This is a genomic window from Thiothrix lacustris DSM 21227 (assembly GCF_000621325.1).
GTDB classification, from domain to species: Bacteria; Pseudomonadota; Gammaproteobacteria; order Thiotrichales; family Thiotrichaceae; genus Thiothrix; species Thiothrix lacustris.
This window is the reverse complement of sequence record NZ_KK211258.1, coordinates 38,995-61,528: the sequence shown is the minus strand read 5'-3', so window position 1 is coordinate 61,528 and position 22,534 is coordinate 38,995. Positions and strand designations below refer to the sequence as shown.

Here is a 22,534-nt window from a genome sequence, read left to right as displayed (position 1 = left end):
ATTTACAACCCTTTGAACAATAACCTTGCAGCCGCACTCAATGCTTTGACCTGTACGACGGAATGGCTACCGCTGGCCGCATCCTTGCGAAAACCCACCCGTGCCAACACAAATCCGGCACGTTCCCAAAAACGCAGTAAGTTCGGCGTCATGGCATAACTAACACCCATGTAATCTACACCGCTGCGCTCGGCGAATGCTAACAGATGTAATAACAGTTGCGCACCCAATCCCTGATGTTGCAGCGGGGGGCACACCGCAATCCGCATAACTCGTTCACACAGCAACTCTGCTGCCCCAGCCATGTGGGCATGGAAGGTCAAGGTTTGGGGGATAAGATGCCCATGTGGGCGACGCACGCCAGCATGAATGGCAGCGGTCAACTCCGTATCCAACCCACCCTCACGCGACAACAGCGCAACCGCCAGCATCTTGCCATCTTGTTCCAGCACATGGATAGAAATATCCGGGGCATCCAACATCTGTCGCAAATCAGACGGCCGGGTCTGGTAATGAGCCGTCACCAACAGGCCGAAGACTTGACGCAGCAACGCTTCATTGGCAGCAAGTTCATCCCGATCTAACTGGCGGTAAACAGAATGTAGGGGAGTATTGCATACGCCCTCTTCCTCATCGCCCCCGACATCCAACAGCAACGCCTGATTGATGAAGTTCTCCAGTGGATCATGCTCCCCCCAGCGGATCGGCTGGTGTAAACGCACCGCTTGCCAACCGGGTGCTTGCATATCCAACACCTTCTGGAAACGCAACGCAAACCCGCGCCCACTGCCCTCATAGCCATGCAACGTCGTTGAAAATACACAACGCGGATAATGTTCCAACATCTTCAACAACAACGGGACGGGAATAGCAGCCGCCTCATCCACCAGCAACACATCGCCTTGCGGCAAGGTTTGCAGCAGATCATCCGGCGCAAAGAATAGCGGCGGGTTTTCGGCATGTTTGAAAACAGACTCAACCGTCGCTCGGGAAGGCGCTGTCAATAACACTCGTTTGCCCGCAGCAAACAACTGGCTGGCAGCCATGCCGAGTGCCGCCGATTTGCCACGTCCCCGGTCAGCGGTTAGCACCACTGGCAGAGGGACTTGCAAAATGCTCTGGATGGCATTGATTTGGTCATGAAGAGGGCGTATGCAATACGCCCCTACGGTCGTTGGTAGGGGCGTATTGCATACGCCCTCCCGCTCTTCCAACATCCCCACCAAGCGCCGCAAAAACCGCCCTACCACCGCTTCCGGCTGATGCGGGTACGGTAAAAACCGTCGGTAATCCGGGTCAGGAAAGGTCGCCCAGTCATCCAATGGAGGGGTCAGCAAAAACAAGATTCCGCCACCACACAGCGTACCACTCACCGCTGCAAACGCATTCACATCAAAGCCGCTGTGGGCATCAAATACTAGGGCAGTGCATTCCTGACCCAACAAGGTATGCGCTTTTTTCGCAGCTCCTGTTACCCAGAATACCTTGCCATCCGCAGGCAACAGGCTTTGCACCCGTTGCACACACTCGGCTTGCGTCCCGCTCACGCGTTGCAGCCGACGCGGAAGATTATTTATACAGCGTCCCGTCCGTTTTCACCGGTACGGATGCGGATAGCTTGCTCGATTGCTGAGACGAAAATCTTGCCGTCGCCAATCTTGCCGGTATGCGCCGCTTTCTGCACAGCCTCGATCACCGCATCGACCTGCTCTTCCTTGACCACGATTTCCAACTTGACCTTCGGCAGAAAGTCGACCACGTATTCAGCACCACGGTACAGCTCGGTATGGCCTTTCTGACGCCCGAAACCTTTCACTTCGGTAGCGGTCATCCCGGTCACGCCAATCTCGGTCAGCGCTTCACGCACGTCATCCAGCTTGAAAGGTTTGATGATGGCCTGAATCAGCTTCATGCTTGCTCCTTTGGGGTTTTGAAGGGTAAATTTTTACGCCAGGCCGAGGTAATAGGGTAACGCCAGTCCTTACCGAACCCGCGTCCACTGATCCGCACACCCGGTGCAGCCTGTCGCCGTTTGTATTCGCTCAATAGTACCAGATTCACTACACGGCGCACGATCGCCGCGTCAAATCCATCTGCCACAATCTCATCCAGTACTTCATCGTTCTCAATGAAACGCTGTAAAATGGCATCCAGCACCTCATAAGGTGGCAAGGAATCCTGATCCACTTGCCCCGGTGCCAGTTCAGCGGAAGGCGGGCGCTCAATCACCCGTTGCGGAATCGCCTGCCCCAGCGTATTGCGGTATTCCGCCAATTGGTATACTTGCAGCTTGTAAACATCTTTCAGCGGTGAAAATCCGCCTGCCATGTCGCCATACAGCGTCGCGTAACCCACCGCGCTTTCACTCTTATTGCTGGTGGACAGCAGCAAACTCCCCAGCTTGTTGGACAACGACATCAGCAACACGCCCCGGATACGTGCCTGCAAATTCTGCTCGGTCACATCCACCGGCCTGTCACCAAATTCTGGTGCGAGCAAACCCGTGAAGCTGTTGTAAATATCAGCAATCGGCAGATTACGGTAATGTACGCCTAACCACGCCGCCTGCTGATAGGCATCTTCCACACTCATCTCGGAGGTGTAATGAAACGGCATCATTACCGCTTCAACATTTTCCGCGCCTAAAGCATCCACCGCCAACGCCAATACCAGCGCCGAATCAATCCCGCCCGACAAACCCAGCAATACGCGCGAAAAGCCATTCTTGTGCACGTAATCACGGATGCCGGTGGTAATGGCTTGGTAGATCATGGGTGTAAGATCGGAGGGCGTATGCAATACGCCCCTACACACACTCCCGACATCCCAATCTTGCACAAATACGCCTTCGACAAATGCTTGCGCTCGGAACACGATATTACCCGCTGCATCCAACAGCATGGAATCGCCATCAAACACCAGTTCATCTTGTCCACCGACCACATTCACATACGCCAGCGCACAACCTGTCGTAGAAGCTTGGCGCTGCAACAGCTCAGTGCGCTGCGCTTGCTTATCGTAGCTAAAAGGGGAGGCATTCAGCACACACAAGGCTTCCGCGCCTGCGATGACCGCTGCCTTTGCCGGGGCATCTTCCCAAATATCCTCACAAATCAGCAGGCCGAGTTTGACACCCGCCACTTCAATCACCAACGGCTCAGTACCGGGTGTGAAATAACGTTTTTCGTCGAATACCCGGTAATTGGGCAAGCATTGCTTGGCGTATTCAGCCAGCACCTCACCATCACGCAGCACGCAAGCCATATTTTGCAACAGCCCTGCTCGCTGCACTGGCGCTCCCAGAATGACCGTAATGCCGTGCGCGTCTACTGCCAAGGCTTCAACACCCGCCTGCATCTGGGCAATAAAATCCGGGCGAAACAACAAATCTTCCGGCGGATAACCCGCCAATACCAATTCTGGGAACACCACCACATCGGCCTGTTGTTCACGCGCATGAAGGATAGCTTCGCGCACCTTGCGGAGATTGTCTTGCACATCCCCCACGCAAACATTCAATTGAGCCAATGCGATGCGTAATGTCTGATTTTTCTTTTGCACAGTGTCATAAAACGGTAAGGTAACAATCTGAAGACTATACCTGAAAAGGCTGTAACACATCATGTCCCGTATTATTTTTATCCTTGTTTTGCTGGTAGTTGGGTTTCTTCTGTTAAAATCTTGGCAGCGCAAGCAGAGCTTGGGCGAACAACACAAAAAAACGACCGGGCAAATGACTAATAACACCCGCATGGTGCGCTGCTTGCAGTGCGGCCTGCATGTCCCGGAACACGAAGCGATTTCCCAGGGGGGGAAACACTTTTGCAGTCTGGAACACGCCAAGCTACATCTGACGAAAAACTGATCCCGGTCTTCCTGCACGAAGATCCGTGGAATTTACTGCGGCTGTACCATGTGTACCGCTTCACCCTTGCAGGCGCATTTTTAGTAGCGCTCGTAATGTCAGACAGCAATGTCAAACTAGGCAGTCATGACCATGCCTTATTTGTATGGTTAACAGGGGCTTATCTAGTACTTGCTGTCGTCAGCAACCTGTCCTCTTATTTCCAATGGCCTGACCTATCCGTGCAAACCGTGTTGTTTGTACTGCTGGATATTGCGCTGCTACTAGGCTTACTCTATTCCAGCAGCGGCATTGAAGCCGGTTTCGGTATACTGCTGCTGATCCCCGTGCTCATACCTAACTTGGGCAATCCCGGGCATATCTCCCTCATGTTAGCAACGATTACGGGTATGTTACTGGTTGCCATGCAAGTTTGGCTGCAATCCCAACACGTAGGCGATCAAGGCAGCGTCATGCACAGCGGCCTAATTGCCCTGTTCATCCTGCTGATCAGCACCGCTAGCAACCGCTGGATACGCAAAGCCAGTGCAGTCGCCACCCTCGCCCAACGGCGTGGGGTCGACCTTGCCAACCTCTCACAACTTAACCAGTCGATCCTCGATAAGCTCGAATCCGGCATTGTGGTGGTGGAAGGTTCTGGTGCTATTCGCCACATGAATGAATCCGCGTGGGACATGCTCGGCCAACCCGGCAACTGGCGCAGCAAACCACTGCAACAATTTGCCCCGGAACTCGACCACCACCTGCAACACTGGTTACACACCATTTGCCCACGCATTGCTAGTTTCGACGTGCGCCACCAGAACACCACCGAAATGCGGGCGCGTTTCTCGCAACTCGGCAACCAATCACGCCGTGCCACCATGATCAACTTGGAAGACACCACCGAACAGCGTGAAAAGCTGCAAAGCGCCAAACTCGCTTCTCTCGGACAGTTAACGGCGAGCATTGCCCACGAAATCCGCAACCCACTCGGTGCGATCAGCCACGCCGCGCAACTCATGAGCGAATCCCAGAATCTGGACAAAGCTGACACCCGCTTACTGCAAATCATCCAGTCCAATGCGCGGCGCATGAACCTGACCATCGAAAGCGTTCTTAACTTATCACGCAAAAAAACACCCAACCGTGAACGCCTTGCACTCAAACTATGGCTGCACGAATTCCGCAAAGACTTCATCCAACAAAACCAATTGCGGGAAGAGCAAGTTAACCTGTTTATCGAACCTGCCGACACCGTGATCGAGTTCGACCCCGCCCACTTGCACCAGATCATCTGGAACCTGTGCCGCAACGCCTACAAGTACGCCCACGAAGACCCCAGCAAACTGCAACTTGACATTCACGGGGGCAACCCAACCCATACCCGCGACATCATGCTCAATATCATCGACAATGGGCGCGGCATGACCGAAGCCCAGCGCCAACGCCTGTTTGAACCGTTTTTCACCACCAGCACCCAGGGAACAGGGCTGGGGCTGTTCATGTCGCGCGAATTATGCCTTACTAATGGGGCGACTCTCGATTACGTGGCCTTGGCGACAGGTGGTAGCTGCTTCCGGCTGGTGTTTGCTCACCACCGCTAAAACAACAGATAAAACAATAAGATAATAATTATCATGACTGAACAAACCGTACTGATCATCGACGATGAACCTGATATCCGCGAATTGCTGGAAATCACCCTGTTGCGCATGGGGCTGGATACCGTCACGGCGGGCGACGTACAAACCGCGCTCGACAAAATTGAGCAATACCAGCCCAATCTGTGCCTGACTGACATGAAACTGCCCGATGGCAATGGTATCGACATTGTGCGTTACCTACAAAAACACCACCCACACATTCCAGTCGCCGTGATTACGGCGTTTGGCAGTATGGATACCGCTGTGGAAGCGCTCAAAGCCGGGGCTTACGACTTTGTATCCAAGCCCGTGGACTTACCTAAACTGCGCGAACTGATCCAGACTGCCCTGAAACTGTCCGCTGGCAAGGCGCACCAAACCGTGCCTGATGATGACAACAGCGCCACTCACGGTAGCAGTATTCTGGGGAATTCCCCCGCCATGCAGCAACTCAAAGGCACCATCCATAAACTGGCACGCAGCCAAGCACCGGTGTACATTCACGGCGAATCCGGCAGCGGTAAGGAATTGGTCGCGCACCAGATCCACCAGCAAGGCTCTCGAGTCAAAGCCCCGTTTGTGCCAGTTAACTGCGGTGCTATTCCCGAAAACCTGATGGAAAGCGAATTTTTCGGGCACAAAAAAGGCAGCTTTACCGGCGCAGTCGCCGATAAACAAGGCTTGTTTCAGGCCGCTCACAAAGGCACCTTGTTTCTGGATGAGGTCGCCGATTTACCACTGACCATGCAGGTCAAACTCCTCCGGGCGATTCAGGAAGGCGCAGTCAAACCCGTTGGTGGTCTGGAGGAAACTGCCGTGGATGTGCGCATCCTCAGCGCCACTCACAAAAGTCTGGAACATGAAGTGGCAGCAGGCCATTTCCGTCAGGATTTGTATTACCGTCTGAACGTCATCAAGCTGAAAGTGCCACCATTACGCGAACGTCAGGAAGACATCCTGCTATTGGCAGATTTTTTCCTGAAAAAGATTGCAGAACGCTGGCAAATGCCGCCGATCCGGCTGTCACAAGCCGCACGCGATGAACTCGCCAGTTACACCTTTCCTGGCAATGTACGGGAATTGGAAAATGTACTGGAGCGGGCGAGTACGCTGTGTGACAACAATACAATTCAACCGGATGATTTGCAGTTGCCAATAGCAACAGTCGATGCCGTGGCTACGCCTCACCCCACCCCCTCCCTTCGACTACGCTCAGGGAACGACGAGGGGCTTGAATACAAAAAGGGGAAAATAGAGGTGGAAACCTTGCCTGCGTGGAATCCGGTAGATGAGGAGGCGGAACGCGATTTGATTCTGCGGGCGTTGGATCAGACCCGCTGGAACCGCACCAAGGCGGCGGAAGTGCTGGGGATGTCATTCCGGCAATTGCGCTACCGGATTCAGAAGTACGGGTTGGATGAGGGGTAATCCCCACCAACAAGGAACAGCAAAAAGGCTCCCGAAGGAGCCTTTCTGTTTTTTGCGGACTTGTCGAAACTCAGTGACCGCGAGCTTTACCAATCCGGTGCAGCATTTCGATCTGCGCCTTGGCCGCTTCTAGCTCGGACTGGATCGCCTCATAATCGAGGTCTTCCGGGTCTTTGCCTTGCAGCGCGTCTTGGGCTTGCTTCATTGCTTCGCGGGCGGCGGCCTCGTCGAGGTCTTCCGCACGCATACCGGTGTCAGCCAATACTGTCACGACGTGTGGCTGAACTTCCAGTACGCCACCAGAGACGAACAGCGATGCCATCCCGTCTTCGGTTTTGTACTGTAATTCGCCTGCACGCAGCTTGGAAATTAACTGCGAGTGACGCGGCATAATGCCCAAGTCACCCATTGCACCCGGTGCAATCACTTCTTCGACCGTGCCAGAGAACAGGGACTGTTCTGCTGTCACCACATCCAAATGAAATGTCATCGCCATGATGCCCTCCTATCAGAGCTTCGTAGCTTTCTCGATCACTTCGTCGATGCCACCAACCATGTAGAATGCCTGTTCTGGCAAATGGTCGTATTCACCGTTAAGGATCGCCTTGAAGCTGCTCAACGTGTCTTTCAGGGTAACGTATTTACCCGGTGAACCTGTGAACACTTCCGCTACGAAGAACGGCTGGGACAGGAAGCGTTGGATACGACGTGCACGACCGACGACTTGTTTGTCTTCGTCAGAGAGTTCGTCCATACCCAGGATCGCGATGATGTCCTTGAGTTCTTTGTAACGTTGCAGGATGCCTTGAACGCCACGCGCAATGCTGTAGTGCTCTTGGCCAACAACCAGCGGGTCAAGCTGACGCGACGTGGAATCCAACGGGTCAACCGCAGGGTAAATACCCAGTTCCGCGATATTACGTGACAATACCAGCGTCGCATCCAAGTGGGCGAAGGTCGTTGCTGGGGATGGGTCAGTTAAGTCATCCGCAGGAACGTAAACCGCTTGGAATGAAGTGATAGAGCCAGTTTTGGTGGAAGTGATACGCTCTTGCAGTGCGCCCATTTCTTCCGCCAGTGTTGGCTGATAACCTACCGCTGACGGCATACGACCCAACAGTGCTGATACTTCCGTACCCGCCAGTGTGTAACGGTAGATGTTGTCAACGAACATCAGAACGTCACGGCCTTCGTCACGGAAATGTTCCGCCATCGTCAAACCTGTCAACGCGACGCGCAGACGGTTGCCGGGTGGTTCATTCATCTGACCGTAAACCAGTGCTACCTTGTCGATAACGCCGCCTTCTGTCATTTCGTGGTAGAAGTCGTTCCCTTCACGAGTACGCTCACCAACACCGGCGAATACAGACAGACCACTGTGCTGTTTTGCGATGTTGTTGATCAACTCCATCAGCGTTACGGTTTTACCTACACCCGCACCACCGAACAGACCGATTTTACCACCCTTGGCGATAGGCATGATCAGGTCAATAACCTTGATGCCTGTTTCCAGAATGTCGATACCGGATGACAATTCATCATACGCCGGAGGCGCACGGTGGATTGGCATTTTCTTGTCGTGAACGATGTCGCCAGCGTTATCAATCGCTTCGCCCAGAACGTTCATTACGCGCCCCAATGTCCCTGTTCCGACTGGAACAGAGATTGGTGCACCTGTATTCACCACTTGCATACCGCGTTTTACGCCGTCAGACGTACCCATCGCGATAGTGCGTACAATGCCGTCACCCAACTGCTGCTGGACTTCCAGGGTCAGACCCTGGTCGGCTACTGTTAACGCATCGTAGACCGCTGGCACAGAGCTGCGTGGGAATTCCACGTCAACAACCGCGCCGATGACTTGAACGATGTTTCCAGTACTCATTATTCAGTACCTCACTAAAATTTAAAATCCGTAACAGCCTTAGACCGCTGAAGCACCCGCAACAATCTCGGAAATTTCCTGAGTGATTGCCGCCTGACGCGCCTTGTTGTAGATGAGTTTCAAATCATCAATCATGGTTCCGGCATTGTCGGAGGCGCTCTTCATTGCGACCATCCGTGCTGCCATCTCGCAAGCCACGTTTTCAACCGCGCCTTGGTAAATGAGTGATTCAATGTAACGCTGCATCAACGCATCAATGACTTCTTTCGATTCAGGTTCGTAGAGATAGTCCCAATGGTGCTTGATTGAATCCACCGATGAAGCAACGACCGGGATGAGCTGTGTCACCTGCGGTTTTTGCGTCATGCTGTTGACGAATTCATTCTCGACCAGGAAAAGGCGATCAATTCGGCCTTCCTCGTAAGCATCCAGCATCACCTTGATGGTGCCAATCATGTCCGCCACTTTTGGAGCATCGCCCATGTGGGTTTTCTGGGCAACAATCCCGTAACGACGAAACGCTGCCGCTGCTTTGGCACCGAAGACGCAGATGTCGACTTCGACACCTTCTTTCTTCCAGTCCGCAATGCTACGTAACGCTTGCTTGAACAAGTTGACGTTCAAACCACCACACAAGCCCCGGTCAGAGGACATGATGATGTAGCCAACCCGTTTCACCGTTTCACGTTCTTGGGTATAAGGATGATTGTACTCAAGATGACCTGCTGCCAAGTGACCAATCACTTGACGCATTTTGTCAGCATAGGGACGACTAGCTTTCATCCGATCTTGCGCACGGCGCATTTTGGATGCAGCAACCATTTCCATTGCTTTGGTGATCTTCTTGGTATTACTAATGCTCTTGATCTGGCTTAGTATTTCTTTACCACCTGCCATAGGAATAACCTCCCATTACCAAGTGTTTTTCGACTTGAAAGTTTCCAGTGCTTTTTTCATTGCACTTTCAATCTCGCCGTTGAAATCACCTTTTTCGTTGATCTTATCCAACAGTGCCTTCTCAGAAGAACGCAGGTAGCTCAGCATCGCTGCTTCAAAATCCACGATTTTCTTTGCATCCACGTCATCGAGGAAACCCTCGTTGGCAGCAAACAAGGAGAAAGCCATTTCTGCTACGGACAGCGGGGAGAACTGTGGCTGTTTCATCAGTTCAGTGACACGTTGACCACGCGCCAAAGACTTACGAGTGCCTTCGTCGAGGTCGGATGCGAACTGAGAGAACGCTGCCAATTCACGGTACTGCGCCAGTGCCAAACGTACACCGCCACCGAGTTTCTTGATGATCTTGGTTTGTGCAGCACCACCTACGCGGGATACTGACAGACCTGCGTTGATCGCAGGACGGATGCCCGCGTTAAACAGGTCACTTTCCAAGAAGATCTGACCGTCAGTGATCGAGATAACGTTGGTTGGTACGAATGCAGAAACGTCACCACCTTGGGTTTCGATGATAGGCAGTGCGGTCAATGAACCGGTTTGGCCTTTCACTTCACCTTTAGTGAATTCTTCAACGTATTCTTTATTAACGCGGGAAGCGCGTTCCAGCAAACGGGAGTGCAGGTAGAAAACGTCCCCTGGATACGCTTCACGACCCGGTGGGCGGCGCAGCAACAGGGAAACTTGACGGTAAGCCCAAGCTTGCTTGGTCAAATCGTCATATACGATCAAAGCGTCTTCGCCACGGTCACGGAAGTATTCACCCATGGTGCAACCCGCGTAAGGCGCGAGGTATTGCATGGAAGCCGGATCAGCAGCGGTTGCAGCTACGATAACGGTGTATTCCAGTGCGCCGTACTCTTCGAGTTTGCGTACTACGTTGGCAACGGAAGATGCTTTCTGACCAATGGCGACATAAACGCATTTCACGTTTTTGCCTTTTTGGTTGATGATCGCATCGACTGCTACCGCAGTTTTACCGGTTTGGCGGTCACCGATGATCAATTCGCGCTGACCACGACCGATGGGTACCATCGCATCCAATGCTTTCACACCAGTTTGCAGCGGTTGGTCAACCGATTTACGTTCAATAACGCCCGGCGCCATGCGCTCAATCGGGGCGAAACCGTCGTTTTCTACCGGGCCTTTACCGTCAATTGGGTTGCCCAGTGCGTCAACGACGCGACCCAGCAAACCACGACCGTGTGGCACTTCCAGAATACGACCAGTACATTTTACGGTGTCGCCTTCAGTGATACCTTTGTAATCACCAAGGACAACTGCACCGACGGAATCACGTTCTAGGTTCAAAGCCAGACCGTAAGAGCCGTTGGAGAATTCGATCATCTCGCCAGACATTACATCGCCAAGCCCGTGAAGGCGGACGATACCATCCGTAACGGAGACAACCGTACCCTCAGTGCGAGCTTCAGCACCGGACTCAAAGCTGCTAATGCGCTTTTTGATCAGGTCACTGATTTCAGTTGGGTTAAGTTGCATATGCTATTCCTCAATATATCGGCTGGGCTTAACGCGCCAACGCCGCCTTCATATCTTTCAGCCTGCTTTGGATTGAGCCGTCAATCACCAAGTCACCCGCGCGAATTACCGCGCCACCCATCAGGGTTGGGTCAACTTTAGTGACGAGCTTAATCTCACGTCCCAAGCGTTTTTGGAGTGCCGCAGCAATGGTCTGCTGCTGGTCATCGCTCATTTCCTGTGCAGAAATAATTTCCGCTTCAATTGCGCCCTCTGCTTCCGCCTTCATTTGCTCGAAGATGGTTGCGATGTCAGGTAGCAAAGTAAAACGGTCATTTTCTGCCAGTGCCTTGAGCAGATTGCGGCCTTGATCGTCGAGTGCATCACCTGCAATCTCGCCGAATATGTCCGCTTTCTGCTCTTTGGTCATACGAGGATGAGCCAACAAGGCAGATGAACCTTCAGCCGCGACGACCGCAGACATGGCTGCCAGTTGAGCAGACCATTCGGTCAGCTTCCCGGCTTCCTGCGCCATCTCAAACACCGCTCGGGCATAAGGACGGGCAGCGGTTGTCAAATCAGACATGGTTCACCACCTTAAATTTGCGCAGCCAGTTCATCCAATGCTTTAGCGTGAGCTTTGGCATCAATTTCCTTACCAAGAATTTTCTCCGCACCCGCTACTGCCAAAGCAGAAACTTGAGTACGCAGCGTTTCACGTGCTCGGGAAACTTCTTGTTCGATGTCCGCTTGGGCTGCGACTTTCACGCGACCCGCTTCTTCGATAGCAGCATTCTTGGCTTCGTCAACGATTTCCGCTGCACGCTTTTGGCCTTGTGCGACGATTTCGGCAGCTTCGGCTTTAGCTTTTTTCAGCTCATCTAAGGCGTGTTTGCGAGCTAATTCCTCTTCGTGCTTGCCTTTTTCGGCAGCGGCAAGACCATCGGCAATACGCCCTTTACGGTCTTCCAGCACTTTCAGCATCGGCTCCCACAATACGCTCTTGACGAACCAGACAAGGATCGAAAAAACGATCATCTGACCAATCAGGGTTGCAGTTACGTTCATGTTAACCTCCGAATGTTAGTAACAACGTTTAACAATCGGGGAATTAACCAGCACCCATTGCAGCTTTGGCAGCGCCGATGAACGGGTTGGCAAAGATGAACCACATAGAGATACCCAGAACGATCATTGGGAATGCTTCCATCAGACCGCCGGTGAACAGCATCTGACCAGTCAATTGCGCACGCATTTCAGGTTGGCGAGCAATGCCTTCGATAAATTTGGAACAGATCATACCCCAGCCCAGTGCGGAACCCAGACCAGCAGCCGCCAAGATAATACCAACGCCTACAGCCGTGTAGGAATAGATCATTGCAATTGCATTTGCATCCATTGTGAAGTCTCCAAGAAAAGTTAAAAATCAAAAAATAAAACTAAAACATCATTTCATAGGGCGACCATCGGTCGCCCCTGCATCTATTAATGGTCTTCGGCGCTTTGGCTAGCCAATCCCAAATATACGATGGTCAACAGCATAAAGATGAAGGCCTGCAAGGGCACAACCAGCATGTGGAAGATCGCCCACAGAGTGCCCAGTGCAATCTGTGCAGGCATTGCCCAAACAGAGAACGCCAGCAATGCGATCAACAGGAACAGCAGTTCACCGGCGAACATGTTTCCGAACAAACGCAGGCCGAGACTGACAGGTTTGGCAACCTCTTCAATCGCCGTCATCACGATGTTCACTGGCATCAGGTAAGGCCCAAACGGGTGGAATAAGAATTGCTTGATGTAACCCCACACACCCTTGTGCTTGATGTTGTAGAAAATAATCAGGGCGAATACGGATAGAGCCAAACCGAATGTGGTATCGAGGTTCGTGGTTGGTACCACTTTCAGGTAAACATGGTGCGGATCAGCCCCAAACAAGCTAGCAACACCGCCGAACAGTGCAGGCAACAAGTCTACCGGCAAGAAGTCCATTGAGTTCATCAGCAGAACCCACATAAAGATAGTAATCGCCAACGGACCGATCAAACCATCCGCATTCGGGAAAATATCTTTCACTTGTTGATTGACAAACTCAACAATAGTCTCCGCGACGTTTTGCGCCCCGGTAGGTTTATCAGGATTCAAATTTTTGCCAATTTTCCAGGCAAAGAAAGCAAGCAAACCTGCGAGTAGCACGCTGAACAAAAAAACATCGACGTGGAATACGCTGAAGTCAACGATCTTGACTTGCTCACCGTGTTCAACGCCAACGCTCCAGTTGGTCAGATGGTGCTGGATGTACTCAACAGGACTTGATATTGCTGGCGCGTTAGATTCGCTCACAATTCACTCCGTACACAAAGTTAAAAACTGTTTTGCTGACATCACCCAACTTGGCGGGTTCCCATCAGCATGTAGGCCAGTTGCGAGACCATAAACGTACCCAATAATGGAACGGGAGATAGCTTCAAATAGCCCAAACCGAATCCTAACGCAACCAACACAAATACAAATCGTTGTACCACACCAAAATACAAAGCATTGACACTTTGCTGTGGACTAGTTTTTGCTATCTCTCCGGCTTGCACTACACGGCGAGACAGCAACAAAGTGTTTGCGAGCGCAATAGCTCCGCCGTAGAAGGCAGGCAACAATGCTGCTTCACCTTGATGCCATAACGACACTGCTACACCAGCCAACATCAAGATGAATTGAATAATAAGTATGCTTCGCATCTGCTCCTCTGGAGAAGGCTTAAATGTAACCTCCTCTCTCTGAAATCCCGATGGAGTATAAATAGATACTAATATACGGTCAACCACTAGGGACGACCCTAACCCATTAGGAAACAGTGGTGTATTATATATCCCTTTTGGCATATCCCGCCACAACAAAATCACCTATATGTTGTCCTTAAGTATAGAGAATGACTAAGATTCTTATCCTACAGGAAAATAATTTCATGCAAGTAAATCAATCAATCACCGTCATCACACTACTTTGCCTGTTAGCACTAACACTAACCACACGTACTGGATTTGCCAACGAAGGTATACAGGATGCACAGGATTTTCATGCATTGCAACAAGAAATGCAGACTAAGAAGCTTCCACTATTACTGGCCTTCCGTGCCGACTATTGTGGATTTTGCAAACGGCTAGAAGCTGAATACCTAACCCCAATGATCACCAGTGGAAAATATGACTCACGCATTCTCATCCGCAGCTTCGATATGGTTGGAGATGCAAGCATTATTGATTTCAATGGCGACAAAATCGGCGCGGATGAATTTGCCACTCGGCATAAAGCATCGCTCACGCCCACATTACTATTTTTAAATGCGCAAGGGGAAGAAATTGCAGAACGCCTACTAGGGTACAGCAATCCTGATTTTTATGGCGCGTATTTGGAAAACGCCATAGACACCGCGCAACAAGCGATGAAATAAAAAAAGGGGCGCAAACACTTACGCCCCTAAACAGGAGAAACGAACAGTAATAAATTAACGGTTACGCACGAACCGGCGTACTTCCGCTAAATGGCGGCGGCTAACTTCCAGCTGATCTTTGACATTATCCAGCACAATCTGGGTACGTCCGACCGACGATTTGGACAAACCAGCAATCGCAGTTTTAGAGACTAATGCATTGCGATGAATGCGGATAAAGCGATCAGCCAAATCCGTTTCAAGAGACTTCAGCGACTCTTCAATAATGACCTCACCCTTTTTGTGGCGCACCGTCACATACTTCTGGTCGGCTTGGAAATACACCACATCTTCGATTGGAATCAATTCAAGGTTGCCACGCATCCGCGCGCAAATGTGCTTGCGCGACAACATGCTACGCCCTTCACGGTTTTCCAGCGCTTCCATACGTTGGGCGCGGTTCAGTGAGCGGGCTTGTTCCAGACTTTGTAATAATTGTTCTTGTCTAATAGGCTTCATAAGATACCCTGTTGCTTTTGTTGAAAAGGCTTCTAAAGCATATTCTCCATACGCTGTGGTGAATATGACGGCTGGTGGGCTATCCATGCCCGAAATGTGCCGTGCCGCTTCTAAGCCGTCCATACCCGGCATAGAAATGTCCATCAGCACAATGTCCGGCTGATAACGTTCCGTCATCAGCACTGCATCCACCCCGTTTTCGGCTTCTGCACAAACTCCGTAATCGACTTGGCTTGCCAACAACCCTTTGATACGGGCTCGGGCATATTCCTCATCATCTACAATTAAAATCTTTAATGTCATAATTCTGTTACTCCTTGGGGATGGAAAATGAAACCCGATATTGTTGTACATTCTTCTGGATTTTCAGGTTGGCACGATCGCCATAAGCCAGATGTAAACGGTTCACCATATTCTCCTGAGCAATATGATTACCCTTGGTATGAGTACTCATGCCTGAAGGGGGAAGCGGATTCGTCACCGAGACATCCAATCGATCACCTGCGTCATATAGGCTGACCGTCAACAGCCCCCCATCCTGACGGGGTTGAATACCGTGATAAACCGCATTTTCCACCAATGGCTGCAACAAAAATGGCGGAATCTCCATATCCAATGGCAGGCTGTTCTGATCCATATCAAGCTTCACACTCAAACGTTTTGCACCTAAACGCAGACCCTCCATCCGCAGATACGCCAAGGTCAAATTCAACTCCTCTTTCAAGCTAATACGTGACCGCTTATCAAGGGTAAGACGCATAATATCGGCCAAATCCAGCAATGCTTCTTCAGCCCTATTGGCATCGATATGTACCAGATGTGCAATCGTATTCAGACTATTGAACAGAAAATGCGGACGCATGCGTGCTTGTAGTGCATCGTACTTGGCAGCGGAGTCAGCTTCGACGGTTTCTTCCCACTGCCCGTGGATATAAAAATACCGCAACAACACCAGCGTAATAACCAAACTAATGACTAGGTTCTTAAAAACAAACAAAGCACTAGTTAAGACATCCCCCAACCATTCCTCTCCACCCGACATCACCAAACCCAACACAGAAGCGATTAGGGTAAAACAAGCAACCGTACCAAACACAATGGCAGAGGCGTGCAAAACCGAAGGCTTGCTCATCAAGCGGCTAATAAAACACAGGGTAAAAATGGAGGCTAATGTCACCCACAGGACAAACAGCGAATGCAACCCTAGACTGACAAAGAAATTTCGCAAATCAGTTGCCACTACCAACGCCAATATCATGGCTAATAACTCGGCAGCTAACACAGCACGAAACAACGCCTGTGGTACACACAAACTAGGTAGGTAACTTAAGGTTTTTCCAGTGTATGACGGCATTTTTTGCTCTCAGCCAGCAACATAACGCGCAAAAAATCCATTGCAACGTTCTATCCCGACCTAAGTTTATTTGTTTATATTTTTTATAATTCCCTAGCCTAACGTAGCAGGCTGAGCATTTCCTTGTATACTATTGGCAATAATAGTTGCACATATACAGCATTGAGAATTGCATTTTTTTATTCTTCCACAGTGTGATAATGTTTGGCAACTCCTTTTAGCAACCTGATGAAAATTCAACATTAACTCATGAGCCAACAGCAACAAGATAGCGCCAAGGATAAACCTTGGGGCGGACGTTTTAGCGAATCGACCGACGCATTTGTCGAAGAATTCACCGCATCCATCCTCTTTGATCAGCGCCTGTATCGGCACGATATCCAAGGATCCCGCGCCCATGCCCGCATGTTGGGGAAAACAGGCTTATTAGACACTACAGAAGTTGAACAAATCCTGAGTGGATTGGATGAAATTGAACAATCCATCGAAAAAGGTGAATTGAAATGGCAAATTTCACTAGAAGACGTGCACATGAACATCGAGGCACGTCTAACTGACCGTATTGGCATTGCTGGAAAAAAACTTCACACCGGTCGGTCACGTAATGATCAGGTAGCCACAGACATACGCCTATGGTTGCGCGACCAAGTGGATGGCATTAGTCACGAACTACGCCGCTTACAACGCGCTTTGATTGAATTAGCTGAACGTGAAGCTAACACTATCCTACCCGGTTTCACCCATTTGCAAGTTGCCCAACCCATTACCTTCGGGCATCACATGCTCGCTTGGTTTGAAATGCTGCAACGTGACTTCGAACGCTTACAGGATTGCCGCAAGCGTATCAATGTTATGCCATTAGGTGCAGCCGCATTAGCGGGCACAACCTACCCAATTGATCGGCTGTACACTGCTGAATTACTGGGCTTTGATTACCCAGCACGTAATTCACTGGATGCAGTCAGCGACCGGGATTTCGCGATTGAATTCACTTCCGCAGCAGCGCTTATCATGATGCACCTGTCGCGTTTCTCAGAAGAATTGGTGCTGTGGACTTCCGCACAATTTGACTTTATCCGCCTGCCAGACCGATTCTGCACCGGTTCATCCATCATGCCCCAGAAAAAAAATCCAGACGTACCCGAACTGGTACGGGGCAAAAGTGGGCGAGTATTCGGACACTTATTTGCACTACTCACCTTAATGAAAGGCCAACCACTGGCTTACAACAAAGACAATCAGGAAGATAAAGAGCCTCTGTTTGACACAGTAGACACGCTGCTTGGCAGCTTGCGAGCCTTTGCTGACATGATGCCGCACGTTCAACCTAAGCCCGAAAAAATGCGCAAGGCAGCCATGCAGGGCTTCTCTACCGCTACTGACCTCGCGGACTATCTAGTTCGCAAAGGCTTGCCATTCCGCGATGCACATGAAGTTGTTGGCAAAGCCGTTGCTTTGGGGGTAGAAACGGGGCGTGACTTAAGTGAAATGCGCCTAGAGGAACTACAGGCATTTTCCAACACCATCACGGCTGATGTTTTTGCGGTTCTGACACTCGAAGGTTCAGTGGCAGCTCGCAACCATCTTGGTGGCACTGCGCCAGAGCAGGTAAAACGACAAACGGTTATTGCTCGCGAAATTATTCAATAAATAACACCAAAAAAGTGAGCACCATCACTTAAAAATACGCTTTCTCAATCTAAAATAGCCCCATATTCTCTTAAGAATGTGGGTGCTTGGGTTGACACTGTTTACTACCATGCATTCATCTCTACATCAGTAAACAGTTGGGCTACAAATAGCAGAAGCGAAAAAATGAATAAATATTTTGCAGAAATGTTCGGCACATTTTGGTTAGTGCTGGGTGGGTGTGGTAGTGCCGTCTTGGCCGCTGCTTTTCCTGATGTTGGCATTGGTTTACTAGGCGTATCACTCGCGTTTGGTTTGACCGTCCTCACCATGGCATACACCATTGGCCCCATCTCAGGCTGCCACCTCAACCCAGCCGTATCGATAGGACTATGGGCTGGCGGACGCTTTTCAGCTAATCAATTACTACCCTACATTGCGGCTCAATTGTTGGGTGGAATCCTTGCAGGGGGAACACTTTACCTGATTGCCAGCGGCAAAGCAGGCTTTGATGTCACCGCTGGTTTTGCCTCTAACGGCTATGGCGCACACTCTCCCGGCGGCTATTCCTTACAAGCAGCATTCATTACAGAAGTGGTCATGACCATGATGTTCCTTCTTGTGATTCTTGGCTCAACGGACAAACGTGCTCCAGCAGGTATGGCTCCATTAGCGATTGGCTTATGCTTAACCCTGATCCACTTGATTAGTATCCCCGTCACCAACACTTCTGTTAATCCAGCACGCAGCACGGCTGTAGCTTTATTTGTCGGCGACTGGGCAACAGCACAATTGTGGTTATTTTGGGCAGCACCTATTGCCGGTGCAATCTTAGGTGCTCTCGTCTACCGTGTCATTGGTAGTGAAGAAAGCACTCCGACCACACAAGCAGCTTAATCGTTACCCCCCTCCTTGCACGGAGGGGGGGGTAACAGACAACATTAATCGATCTGATCAGATGCAAACAAACTCAAGAAAACCAACAGCATTGCACCGCCAGTAATCGCCATATCAGCCACATTAAAGATGGCGAAATGGTAGTTCTCCATCACGAAAGGAATATCGAAATATACCGCTACGAAGTCGATAACCTTCCCGTAAAGCAAACGATCAATCAGATTTCCAATCGCCCCGCCTAAAACTAACGCCAAGCCCAAAGCCGCCCAAACCTGACGCCTCTTCAACTTACGCATCCAGTTAATAATGAGCAAGCAGACCACAATGGCCAATCCCGCAAAAAACCAACGTTGCCAACCATTTTGATCGCCCAAGAAACTAAAAGCGGCACCAAAATTATAACTCAACGTCATATCCAAATGAGGCACCACTGGGAATGGCTGCCCCGGTTCCAGATTGGCTTCCGCCATCCACTTAGTCAACTGATCTATCGCAATCACCACGGCGGAAACCCACATCCACCCTAACATGCCGACATCCGCCGAAAGAGAACGAAAACTACGCATACTTGCGCACCTCACCTACACCCTCGACATTATCAATACAGCGCCCGCACAATTCAGGGTGCTCCACGTAACGACCAACATCCTCACGGTGATGCCAGCAGCGAGTACACTTACCGTGCTCTGAGCGGGTAACACGCACAAAAACATCCTCCATCACCTCTACCGCATTGTCAGGTACAGCCGTTAAGTCGAGCAACTGTACCCCTGAAGTAATCAGCACAAAGCGCAACTCATCACCCAACCTTACCAGCGGATCAGTACCGGGTTCACGGCTATCCTTGCGGTAATACAAGCTCACCTCGGCATCTAACGCTGCACCAATTTGGCCTGCCACACGCACGGCTTCAAGCTGCTTACTCACCAATTCACGCAAGGTAAACACATAGCTCCACTCACCAGCGGACAATTTATCCGTTGCATCCAACCGGAATAAACCTTCATACCACTGGGTAAACAGCACATATTCTTCTGGCTTCTTACCCGGCATGGCCTGCCAGATTTCCTCGGCGGTAAAGCTCAGCACCGGATACAACCAGCGCACCATCGCATTCAAAATGTGCCAAGCAGCCGTTTGCGCAGAACGCCGCCCCTGACTACCGGCCTGCATGGTGTACTGACGGTCTTTGGTAATATCAAGGAACAAGCTACCCAATTCCACCGTACAGAAATTCAGCACTTCTTGCGCAATCAGGTGGAAATGAAAATGACCATAAGCAGCCAACACATTGTCTTGTACTTGCGCTGCCTGATCCACCGCCCAACGATCCAACGGCAACATCTCAGATGCGGGAACCAAATCAGTTGCCGGGTCAAAATCATTCAGGTTGGCCAGCAAGAAACGCGCGGTATTGCGGATACGGCGATAAGCATCGGCGGTGCGCTTGAGGATTTCATCCGAAACCGACATTTCACGGCTGTAATCCGTCGAAGCCACCCACAAACGCAGGATGTCAGCCCCCAAGGAATCGGTCACTTTTTGTGGTGCAACGATATTGCCCTTGGACTTGGACATTTTCTCGCCCTTGCCATCCACCGTGAAACCGTGGGTCAACACTGTGCGATAAGGTGCAACCCCGCGCGTGCCGATCGCCGACAATAGCGATGACTGGAACCAGCCACGATGCTGGTCAGAACCTTCCAGATACACATCCGCCGGGAAGCGCAAATCCGCACGACGCTCCAACACCGACGCATGGGTCACACCCGAGTCGAACCACACGTCCAGCGTGTCGCCAACCTTGTCGTAATTAGCCGCATCCTTACCCAGCAAGTCAACCGGCGTCAGGCGGAACCACGCATCAACGCCTTCCCGCTCAATACGCTGTGCCACCGCTTCAATCAGCGCTTCTGTTTGCGGGTGTAACGCCCCGGTTTCCTTGTGGATGAACAACGCAATCGGCACACCCCAGTTGCGCTGGCGCGAGATGCACCAATCCGGGCGATTTGTCACCATGCTCTCGATCCGTGCCTTGCCCCAATCGGGAACCCACTGCACGCCCTGAATGGCTTCCAGCGCTTTGGTACGCAAACCATTTTGCTCAAGACTGATAAACCACTGCGGGGTCGCACGGAAAATCAGCGGCGTCTTATGCCGCCAGCAATGTGGATAGCTGTGGCGCAACTTGTCGGCCTTCAACAGCTTGCCGTGCTCAGTCAGCACTTCCAGCACATGCGGGTTGGCCTTGTGGACAGATTCGCCCGCAAACAACTCAGTATTCGGCAGGAAACAGCCATCACTCCCCACCGGGTTATCCACCGCTAGGCCGTATTTTTGCCCGACCACAAAGTCTTCCTGACCATGCCCCGGCGCAGTGTGGACAGCACCTGTACCGGCTTCCGTCGTTACATGATCACCCAGAATCACCGGCACATGACGCGCATAAAACGGATGTTGCAACAGCAAGCCTTCCAGCTTGTCACCGGTGCACCGCGCAAGAATGCTGTAATCGCTGATGTCGACACGTTTCATGACGGATTCGTGCAAAGCCTCTGCCAACACCAAACGTTCGCTGGCCGTTTGCACCACCACGTATTCCAGTTCCGGGTTCAGGGCAACGGCTTGGTTGGCAGGCAACGTCCACGGCGTAGTCGTCCAGATCACCACGGCAAGCTCACCCTGCCCCGCTGCTTCCGGCACACGCTTCAACCATTCGGACTCATCCACCACCGTAAAACGCACATCAATGGAGAAGGACGTTTTATCAGCATATTCCACTTCCGCCTCAGCCAACGCCGAGCCACAATCGGTACACCAATGCACCGGCTTTGCGCCCTTGTGCAAGTGCCCATTGGCGGCGATACGCCCCAAGGCACGCACAATATCGGCTTCGGTCTGAAAATCCATGGTCAGGTAAGGGTTTTCCCAATCACCCAACACGCCCAGACGCTTGAAATCCTTGCGTTGCAGGTCGACCTGTTCGGCAGCGTACTCACGGCACGCTTTGCGGAATACAAAGGCATCGACCTTATCACCCGCCTTACCGAGTTTTTCCTCTACTTTTAATTCGATTGGCAGACCGTGGCAGTCCCAACCCGGCACATAAGGCGCATCAAAACCGCTCAGGGTTTTGCTTTTTACAATAATGTCTTTGAGCACCTTGTTGACGGCGTGACCGATATGAATATTGCCGTTCGCATACGGCGGGCCATCGTGCAGAATGAACTTGGGGCGACCTTGTGCTTTTGCACGTAATTGCTGGTAAAGCTGCTGGTTTTCCCAGCTTGCCAACATCCCCGGTTCACGTTTCGCCAGATCGCCGCGCATGGGAAACGGCGTGTTCGGCAGGTTGAGGGTGTGCTTGTAGTCCGTCATCATTCGATCCTATAGTCGTCTTGGGGCTTGCGCTGTGCCATAAGTGCCGAAGAATACCAAGTTTTACCTTAAAAACCGATAGATTACCGTCAGATTA

General features: G+C 51.2%; 22 protein-coding genes. 6 read left to right on the top strand and 16 right to left on the bottom strand.

Annotation, left to right across the window (positions count from 1 at the left end; translation table 11 throughout):
- Positions 1 to 2: 2 nt before the first annotated feature.
- Genes Q394_RS21065 through Q394_RS0117920 form a run of 3 tightly spaced genes read right to left on the bottom strand, consistent with a single transcriptional unit; the run spans position 3 to position 3,621 of the window.
- Positions 3 to 1,577 (bottom strand): GNAT family N-acetyltransferase, encoded by a 1,575-nt coding sequence (locus Q394_RS21065; protein WP_038142034.1) that lies wholly within the window; start codon positions 1,575 to 1,577, stop codon positions 3 to 5.
- Positions 1,574 to 1,912, bottom strand: a complete 339-nt coding sequence (locus Q394_RS0117925) for a P-II family nitrogen regulator (protein WP_028490459.1) — start codon at positions 1,910 to 1,912, stop codon at positions 1,574 to 1,576. Before Q394_RS0117925 ends, Q394_RS21065 begins: the two co-directional genes overlap by 4 nt.
- On the bottom strand, positions 1,909 to 3,621 hold the full coding sequence (locus Q394_RS0117920) for an NAD+ synthase (protein ID WP_084260533.1): 1,713 nt from the start codon (positions 3,619 to 3,621) through the stop codon (positions 1,909 to 1,911). The genes Q394_RS0117925 and Q394_RS0117920 overlap by 4 nt, the downstream gene beginning before the upstream one ends.
- A 1-nt stretch (position 3,622) precedes the next feature.
- Between Q394_RS0117920 and Q394_RS23015 the strand changes: the two genes are divergently transcribed.
- The 3 genes from Q394_RS23015 to Q394_RS0117905 are packed head-to-tail and all read left to right on the top strand — an operon-like array spanning position 3,623 to position 6,918.
- The gene (locus Q394_RS23015) at positions 3,623 to 3,865 is read left to right on the top strand and encodes a PP0621 family protein (protein ID WP_038142032.1); all 243 of its coding nucleotides are present in this window, start codon (positions 3,623 to 3,625) and stop codon (positions 3,863 to 3,865) included.
- A complete protein-coding gene (locus tag Q394_RS0117910) occupies positions 3,823 to 5,451 on the top strand; it encodes a two-component system sensor histidine kinase NtrB (protein WP_028490456.1) in 1,629 nt (542 codons plus the stop codon). Before Q394_RS23015 ends, Q394_RS0117910 begins: the two co-directional genes overlap by 43 nt.
- A 33-nt stretch (positions 5,452 to 5,484) precedes the next feature.
- Complete coding sequence (locus Q394_RS0117905; protein WP_028490455.1) at positions 5,485 to 6,918, top strand: sigma-54-dependent transcriptional regulator; 1,434 nt, start codon at positions 5,485 to 5,487, stop codon at positions 6,916 to 6,918.
- Between the two features lie 70 nt (positions 6,919 to 6,988).
- Here Q394_RS0117905 and Q394_RS0117900 read toward each other — a convergent pair whose 3' ends face one another.
- The 9 genes from Q394_RS0117900 to Q394_RS0117860 form a co-directional block, all read right to left on the bottom strand.
- Positions 6,989 to 7,414 carry a F0F1 ATP synthase subunit epsilon gene (locus Q394_RS0117900; RefSeq protein ID WP_028490454.1) on the bottom strand — a complete coding sequence of 142 codons (426 nt, stop codon included), beginning with the start codon at positions 7,412 to 7,414 and terminating at the stop codon, positions 6,989 to 6,991.
- A gap of 12 nt (positions 7,415 to 7,426) precedes the next feature.
- Entirely contained in the window at positions 7,427 to 8,803 is a 1,377-nt protein-coding gene (gene atpD / locus Q394_RS0117895) for a F0F1 ATP synthase subunit beta (protein WP_028490453.1), read from the bottom strand.
- A gap of 39 nt (positions 8,804 to 8,842) precedes the next feature.
- On the bottom strand, positions 8,843 to 9,700 hold the full coding sequence (gene atpG, locus Q394_RS0117890) for a F0F1 ATP synthase subunit gamma (protein WP_028490452.1): 858 nt from the start codon (positions 9,698 to 9,700) through the stop codon (positions 8,843 to 8,845).
- A gap of 15 nt (positions 9,701 to 9,715) precedes the next feature.
- Complete coding sequence (gene atpA, locus Q394_RS0117885; protein WP_028490451.1) at positions 9,716 to 11,257, bottom strand: F0F1 ATP synthase subunit alpha; 1,542 nt, start codon at positions 11,255 to 11,257, stop codon at positions 9,716 to 9,718.
- Positions 11,258 to 11,285: 28 nt separating this feature from the next.
- The gene (locus Q394_RS0117880) at positions 11,286 to 11,822 is read right to left on the bottom strand and encodes a F0F1 ATP synthase subunit delta (RefSeq protein ID WP_028490450.1); all 537 of its coding nucleotides are present in this window, start codon (positions 11,820 to 11,822) and stop codon (positions 11,286 to 11,288) included.
- Positions 11,823 to 11,833: 11 nt separating this feature from the next.
- A complete protein-coding gene (locus tag Q394_RS0117875) occupies positions 11,834 to 12,304 on the bottom strand; it encodes a F0F1 ATP synthase subunit B (protein WP_028490449.1) in 471 nt (156 codons plus the stop codon).
- A gap of 43 nt (positions 12,305 to 12,347) precedes the next feature.
- Complete coding sequence (gene atpE, locus Q394_RS0117870; protein WP_028490448.1) at positions 12,348 to 12,635, bottom strand: F0F1 ATP synthase subunit C; 288 nt, start codon at positions 12,633 to 12,635, stop codon at positions 12,348 to 12,350.
- An 86-nt stretch (positions 12,636 to 12,721) separates the two neighbouring features.
- Complete coding sequence (gene atpB, locus Q394_RS0117865) at positions 12,722 to 13,576, bottom strand: F0F1 ATP synthase subunit A (protein WP_038142029.1); 855 nt, start codon at positions 13,574 to 13,576, stop codon at positions 12,722 to 12,724.
- A gap of 41 nt (positions 13,577 to 13,617) precedes the next feature.
- Entirely contained in the window at positions 13,618 to 13,968 is a 351-nt protein-coding gene (locus tag Q394_RS0117860) for an ATP synthase subunit I (protein WP_028490446.1), read from the bottom strand.
- Positions 13,969 to 14,195: 227 nt separating this feature from the next.
- Here Q394_RS0117860 and Q394_RS0117855 point away from each other — a divergent pair, with 227 nt between their 5' ends.
- Positions 14,196 to 14,681 (top strand): thioredoxin family protein, encoded by a 486-nt coding sequence (locus tag Q394_RS0117855; RefSeq protein WP_028490445.1) that lies wholly within the window; start codon positions 14,196 to 14,198, stop codon positions 14,679 to 14,681.
- Between the two features lie 54 nt (positions 14,682 to 14,735).
- On the opposite strand, the gene Q394_RS0117850 is transcribed toward Q394_RS0117855, so the two are convergent.
- Both Q394_RS0117850 and Q394_RS0117845 read right to left on the bottom strand, forming a co-directional pair.
- A complete protein-coding gene (locus tag Q394_RS0117850) occupies positions 14,736 to 15,482 on the bottom strand; it encodes a LytR/AlgR family response regulator transcription factor (RefSeq protein ID WP_028490444.1) in 747 nt (248 codons plus the stop codon).
- A gap of 7 nt (positions 15,483 to 15,489) precedes the next feature.
- Positions 15,490 to 16,533 (bottom strand): sensor histidine kinase, encoded by a 1,044-nt coding sequence (locus tag Q394_RS0117845; RefSeq protein ID WP_028490443.1) that lies wholly within the window; start codon positions 16,531 to 16,533, stop codon positions 15,490 to 15,492.
- Between the two features lie 249 nt (positions 16,534 to 16,782).
- Between Q394_RS0117845 and argH the strand changes: the two genes are divergently transcribed.
- Entirely contained in the window at positions 16,783 to 18,183 is a 1,401-nt protein-coding gene (gene argH, locus Q394_RS0117840; protein ID WP_028490442.1) for an argininosuccinate lyase, read from the top strand.
- A 165-nt stretch (positions 18,184 to 18,348) separates the two neighbouring features.
- Positions 18,349 to 19,059, top strand: coding sequence for an aquaporin Z (gene aqpZ / locus Q394_RS0117835; RefSeq protein WP_028490441.1), 711 nt, complete (start codon positions 18,349 to 18,351; stop codon positions 19,057 to 19,059).
- Between the two features lie 44 nt (positions 19,060 to 19,103).
- Here the strand turns inward: aqpZ and lspA are convergent, their stop codons facing one another.
- Together lspA and ileS are read right to left on the bottom strand one after the other, a co-directional pair.
- On the bottom strand, positions 19,104 to 19,625 hold the full coding sequence (gene lspA, locus Q394_RS0117830; RefSeq protein WP_028490440.1) for a signal peptidase II: 522 nt from the start codon (positions 19,623 to 19,625) through the stop codon (positions 19,104 to 19,106).
- On the bottom strand, positions 19,618 to 22,437 hold the full coding sequence (ileS, locus tag Q394_RS0117825; protein ID WP_028490439.1) for an isoleucine--tRNA ligase: 2,820 nt from the start codon (positions 22,435 to 22,437) through the stop codon (positions 19,618 to 19,620). Before ileS ends, lspA begins: the two co-directional genes overlap by 8 nt.
- Between the last annotated feature and the right edge of the window lie 97 nt (positions 22,438 to 22,534).

Coding starts and splice junctions, on each gene's coding strand:
- Q394_RS0117845 (WP_028490443.1), bottom strand. CDS start 16,533: ATGCCGTCATACACTGGAAAAACCTTAAGTTACCTACCTAGTTTGTGT.
- atpG (WP_028490452.1), bottom strand. CDS start 9,700: ATGGCAGGTGGTAAAGAAATACTAAGCCAGATCAAGAGCATTAGTAAT.
- ileS (WP_028490439.1), bottom strand. CDS start 22,437: ATGACGGACTACAAGCACACCCTCAACCTGCCGAACACGCCGTTTCCC.
- Q394_RS0117855 (WP_028490445.1), top strand. CDS start 14,196: ATGCAAGTAAATCAATCAATCACCGTCATCACACTACTTTGCCTGTTA.
- Q394_RS23015 (WP_038142032.1), top strand. CDS start 3,623: ATGTCCCGTATTATTTTTATCCTTGTTTTGCTGGTAGTTGGGTTTCTT.
- argH (WP_028490442.1), top strand. CDS start 16,783: ATGAGCCAACAGCAACAAGATAGCGCCAAGGATAAACCTTGGGGCGGA.
- Q394_RS0117850 (WP_028490444.1), bottom strand. CDS start 15,482: ATGACATTAAAGATTTTAATTGTAGATGATGAGGAATATGCCCGAGCC.
- atpE (WP_028490448.1), bottom strand. CDS start 12,635: ATGGATGCAAATGCAATTGCAATGATCTATTCCTACACGGCTGTAGGC.
- lspA (WP_028490440.1), bottom strand. CDS start 19,625: ATGCGTAGTTTTCGTTCTCTTTCGGCGGATGTCGGCATGTTAGGGTGG.
- Q394_RS0117860 (WP_028490446.1), bottom strand. CDS start 13,968: ATGCGAAGCATACTTATTATTCAATTCATCTTGATGTTGGCTGGTGTA.
- Q394_RS0117925 (WP_028490459.1), bottom strand. CDS start 1,912: ATGAAGCTGATTCAGGCCATCATCAAACCTTTCAAGCTGGATGACGTG.
- atpA (WP_028490451.1), bottom strand. CDS start 11,257: ATGCAACTTAACCCAACTGAAATCAGTGACCTGATCAAAAAGCGCATT.
- Q394_RS0117905 (WP_028490455.1), top strand. CDS start 5,485: ATGACTGAACAAACCGTACTGATCATCGACGATGAACCTGATATCCGC.
- Q394_RS0117900 (WP_028490454.1), bottom strand. CDS start 7,414: ATGGCGATGACATTTCATTTGGATGTGGTGACAGCAGAACAGTCCCTG.
- aqpZ (WP_028490441.1), top strand. CDS start 18,349: ATGAATAAATATTTTGCAGAAATGTTCGGCACATTTTGGTTAGTGCTG.
- Q394_RS0117880 (WP_028490450.1), bottom strand. CDS start 11,822: ATGTCTGATTTGACAACCGCTGCCCGTCCTTATGCCCGAGCGGTGTTT.
- Q394_RS0117920 (WP_084260533.1), bottom strand. CDS start 3,621: ATGTGTTACAGCCTTTTCAGGTATAGTCTTCAGATTGTTACCTTACCG.
- atpD (WP_028490453.1), bottom strand. CDS start 8,803: ATGAGTACTGGAAACATCGTTCAAGTCATCGGCGCGGTTGTTGACGTG.
- Q394_RS0117875 (WP_028490449.1), bottom strand. CDS start 12,304: ATGAACGTAACTGCAACCCTGATTGGTCAGATGATCGTTTTTTCGATC.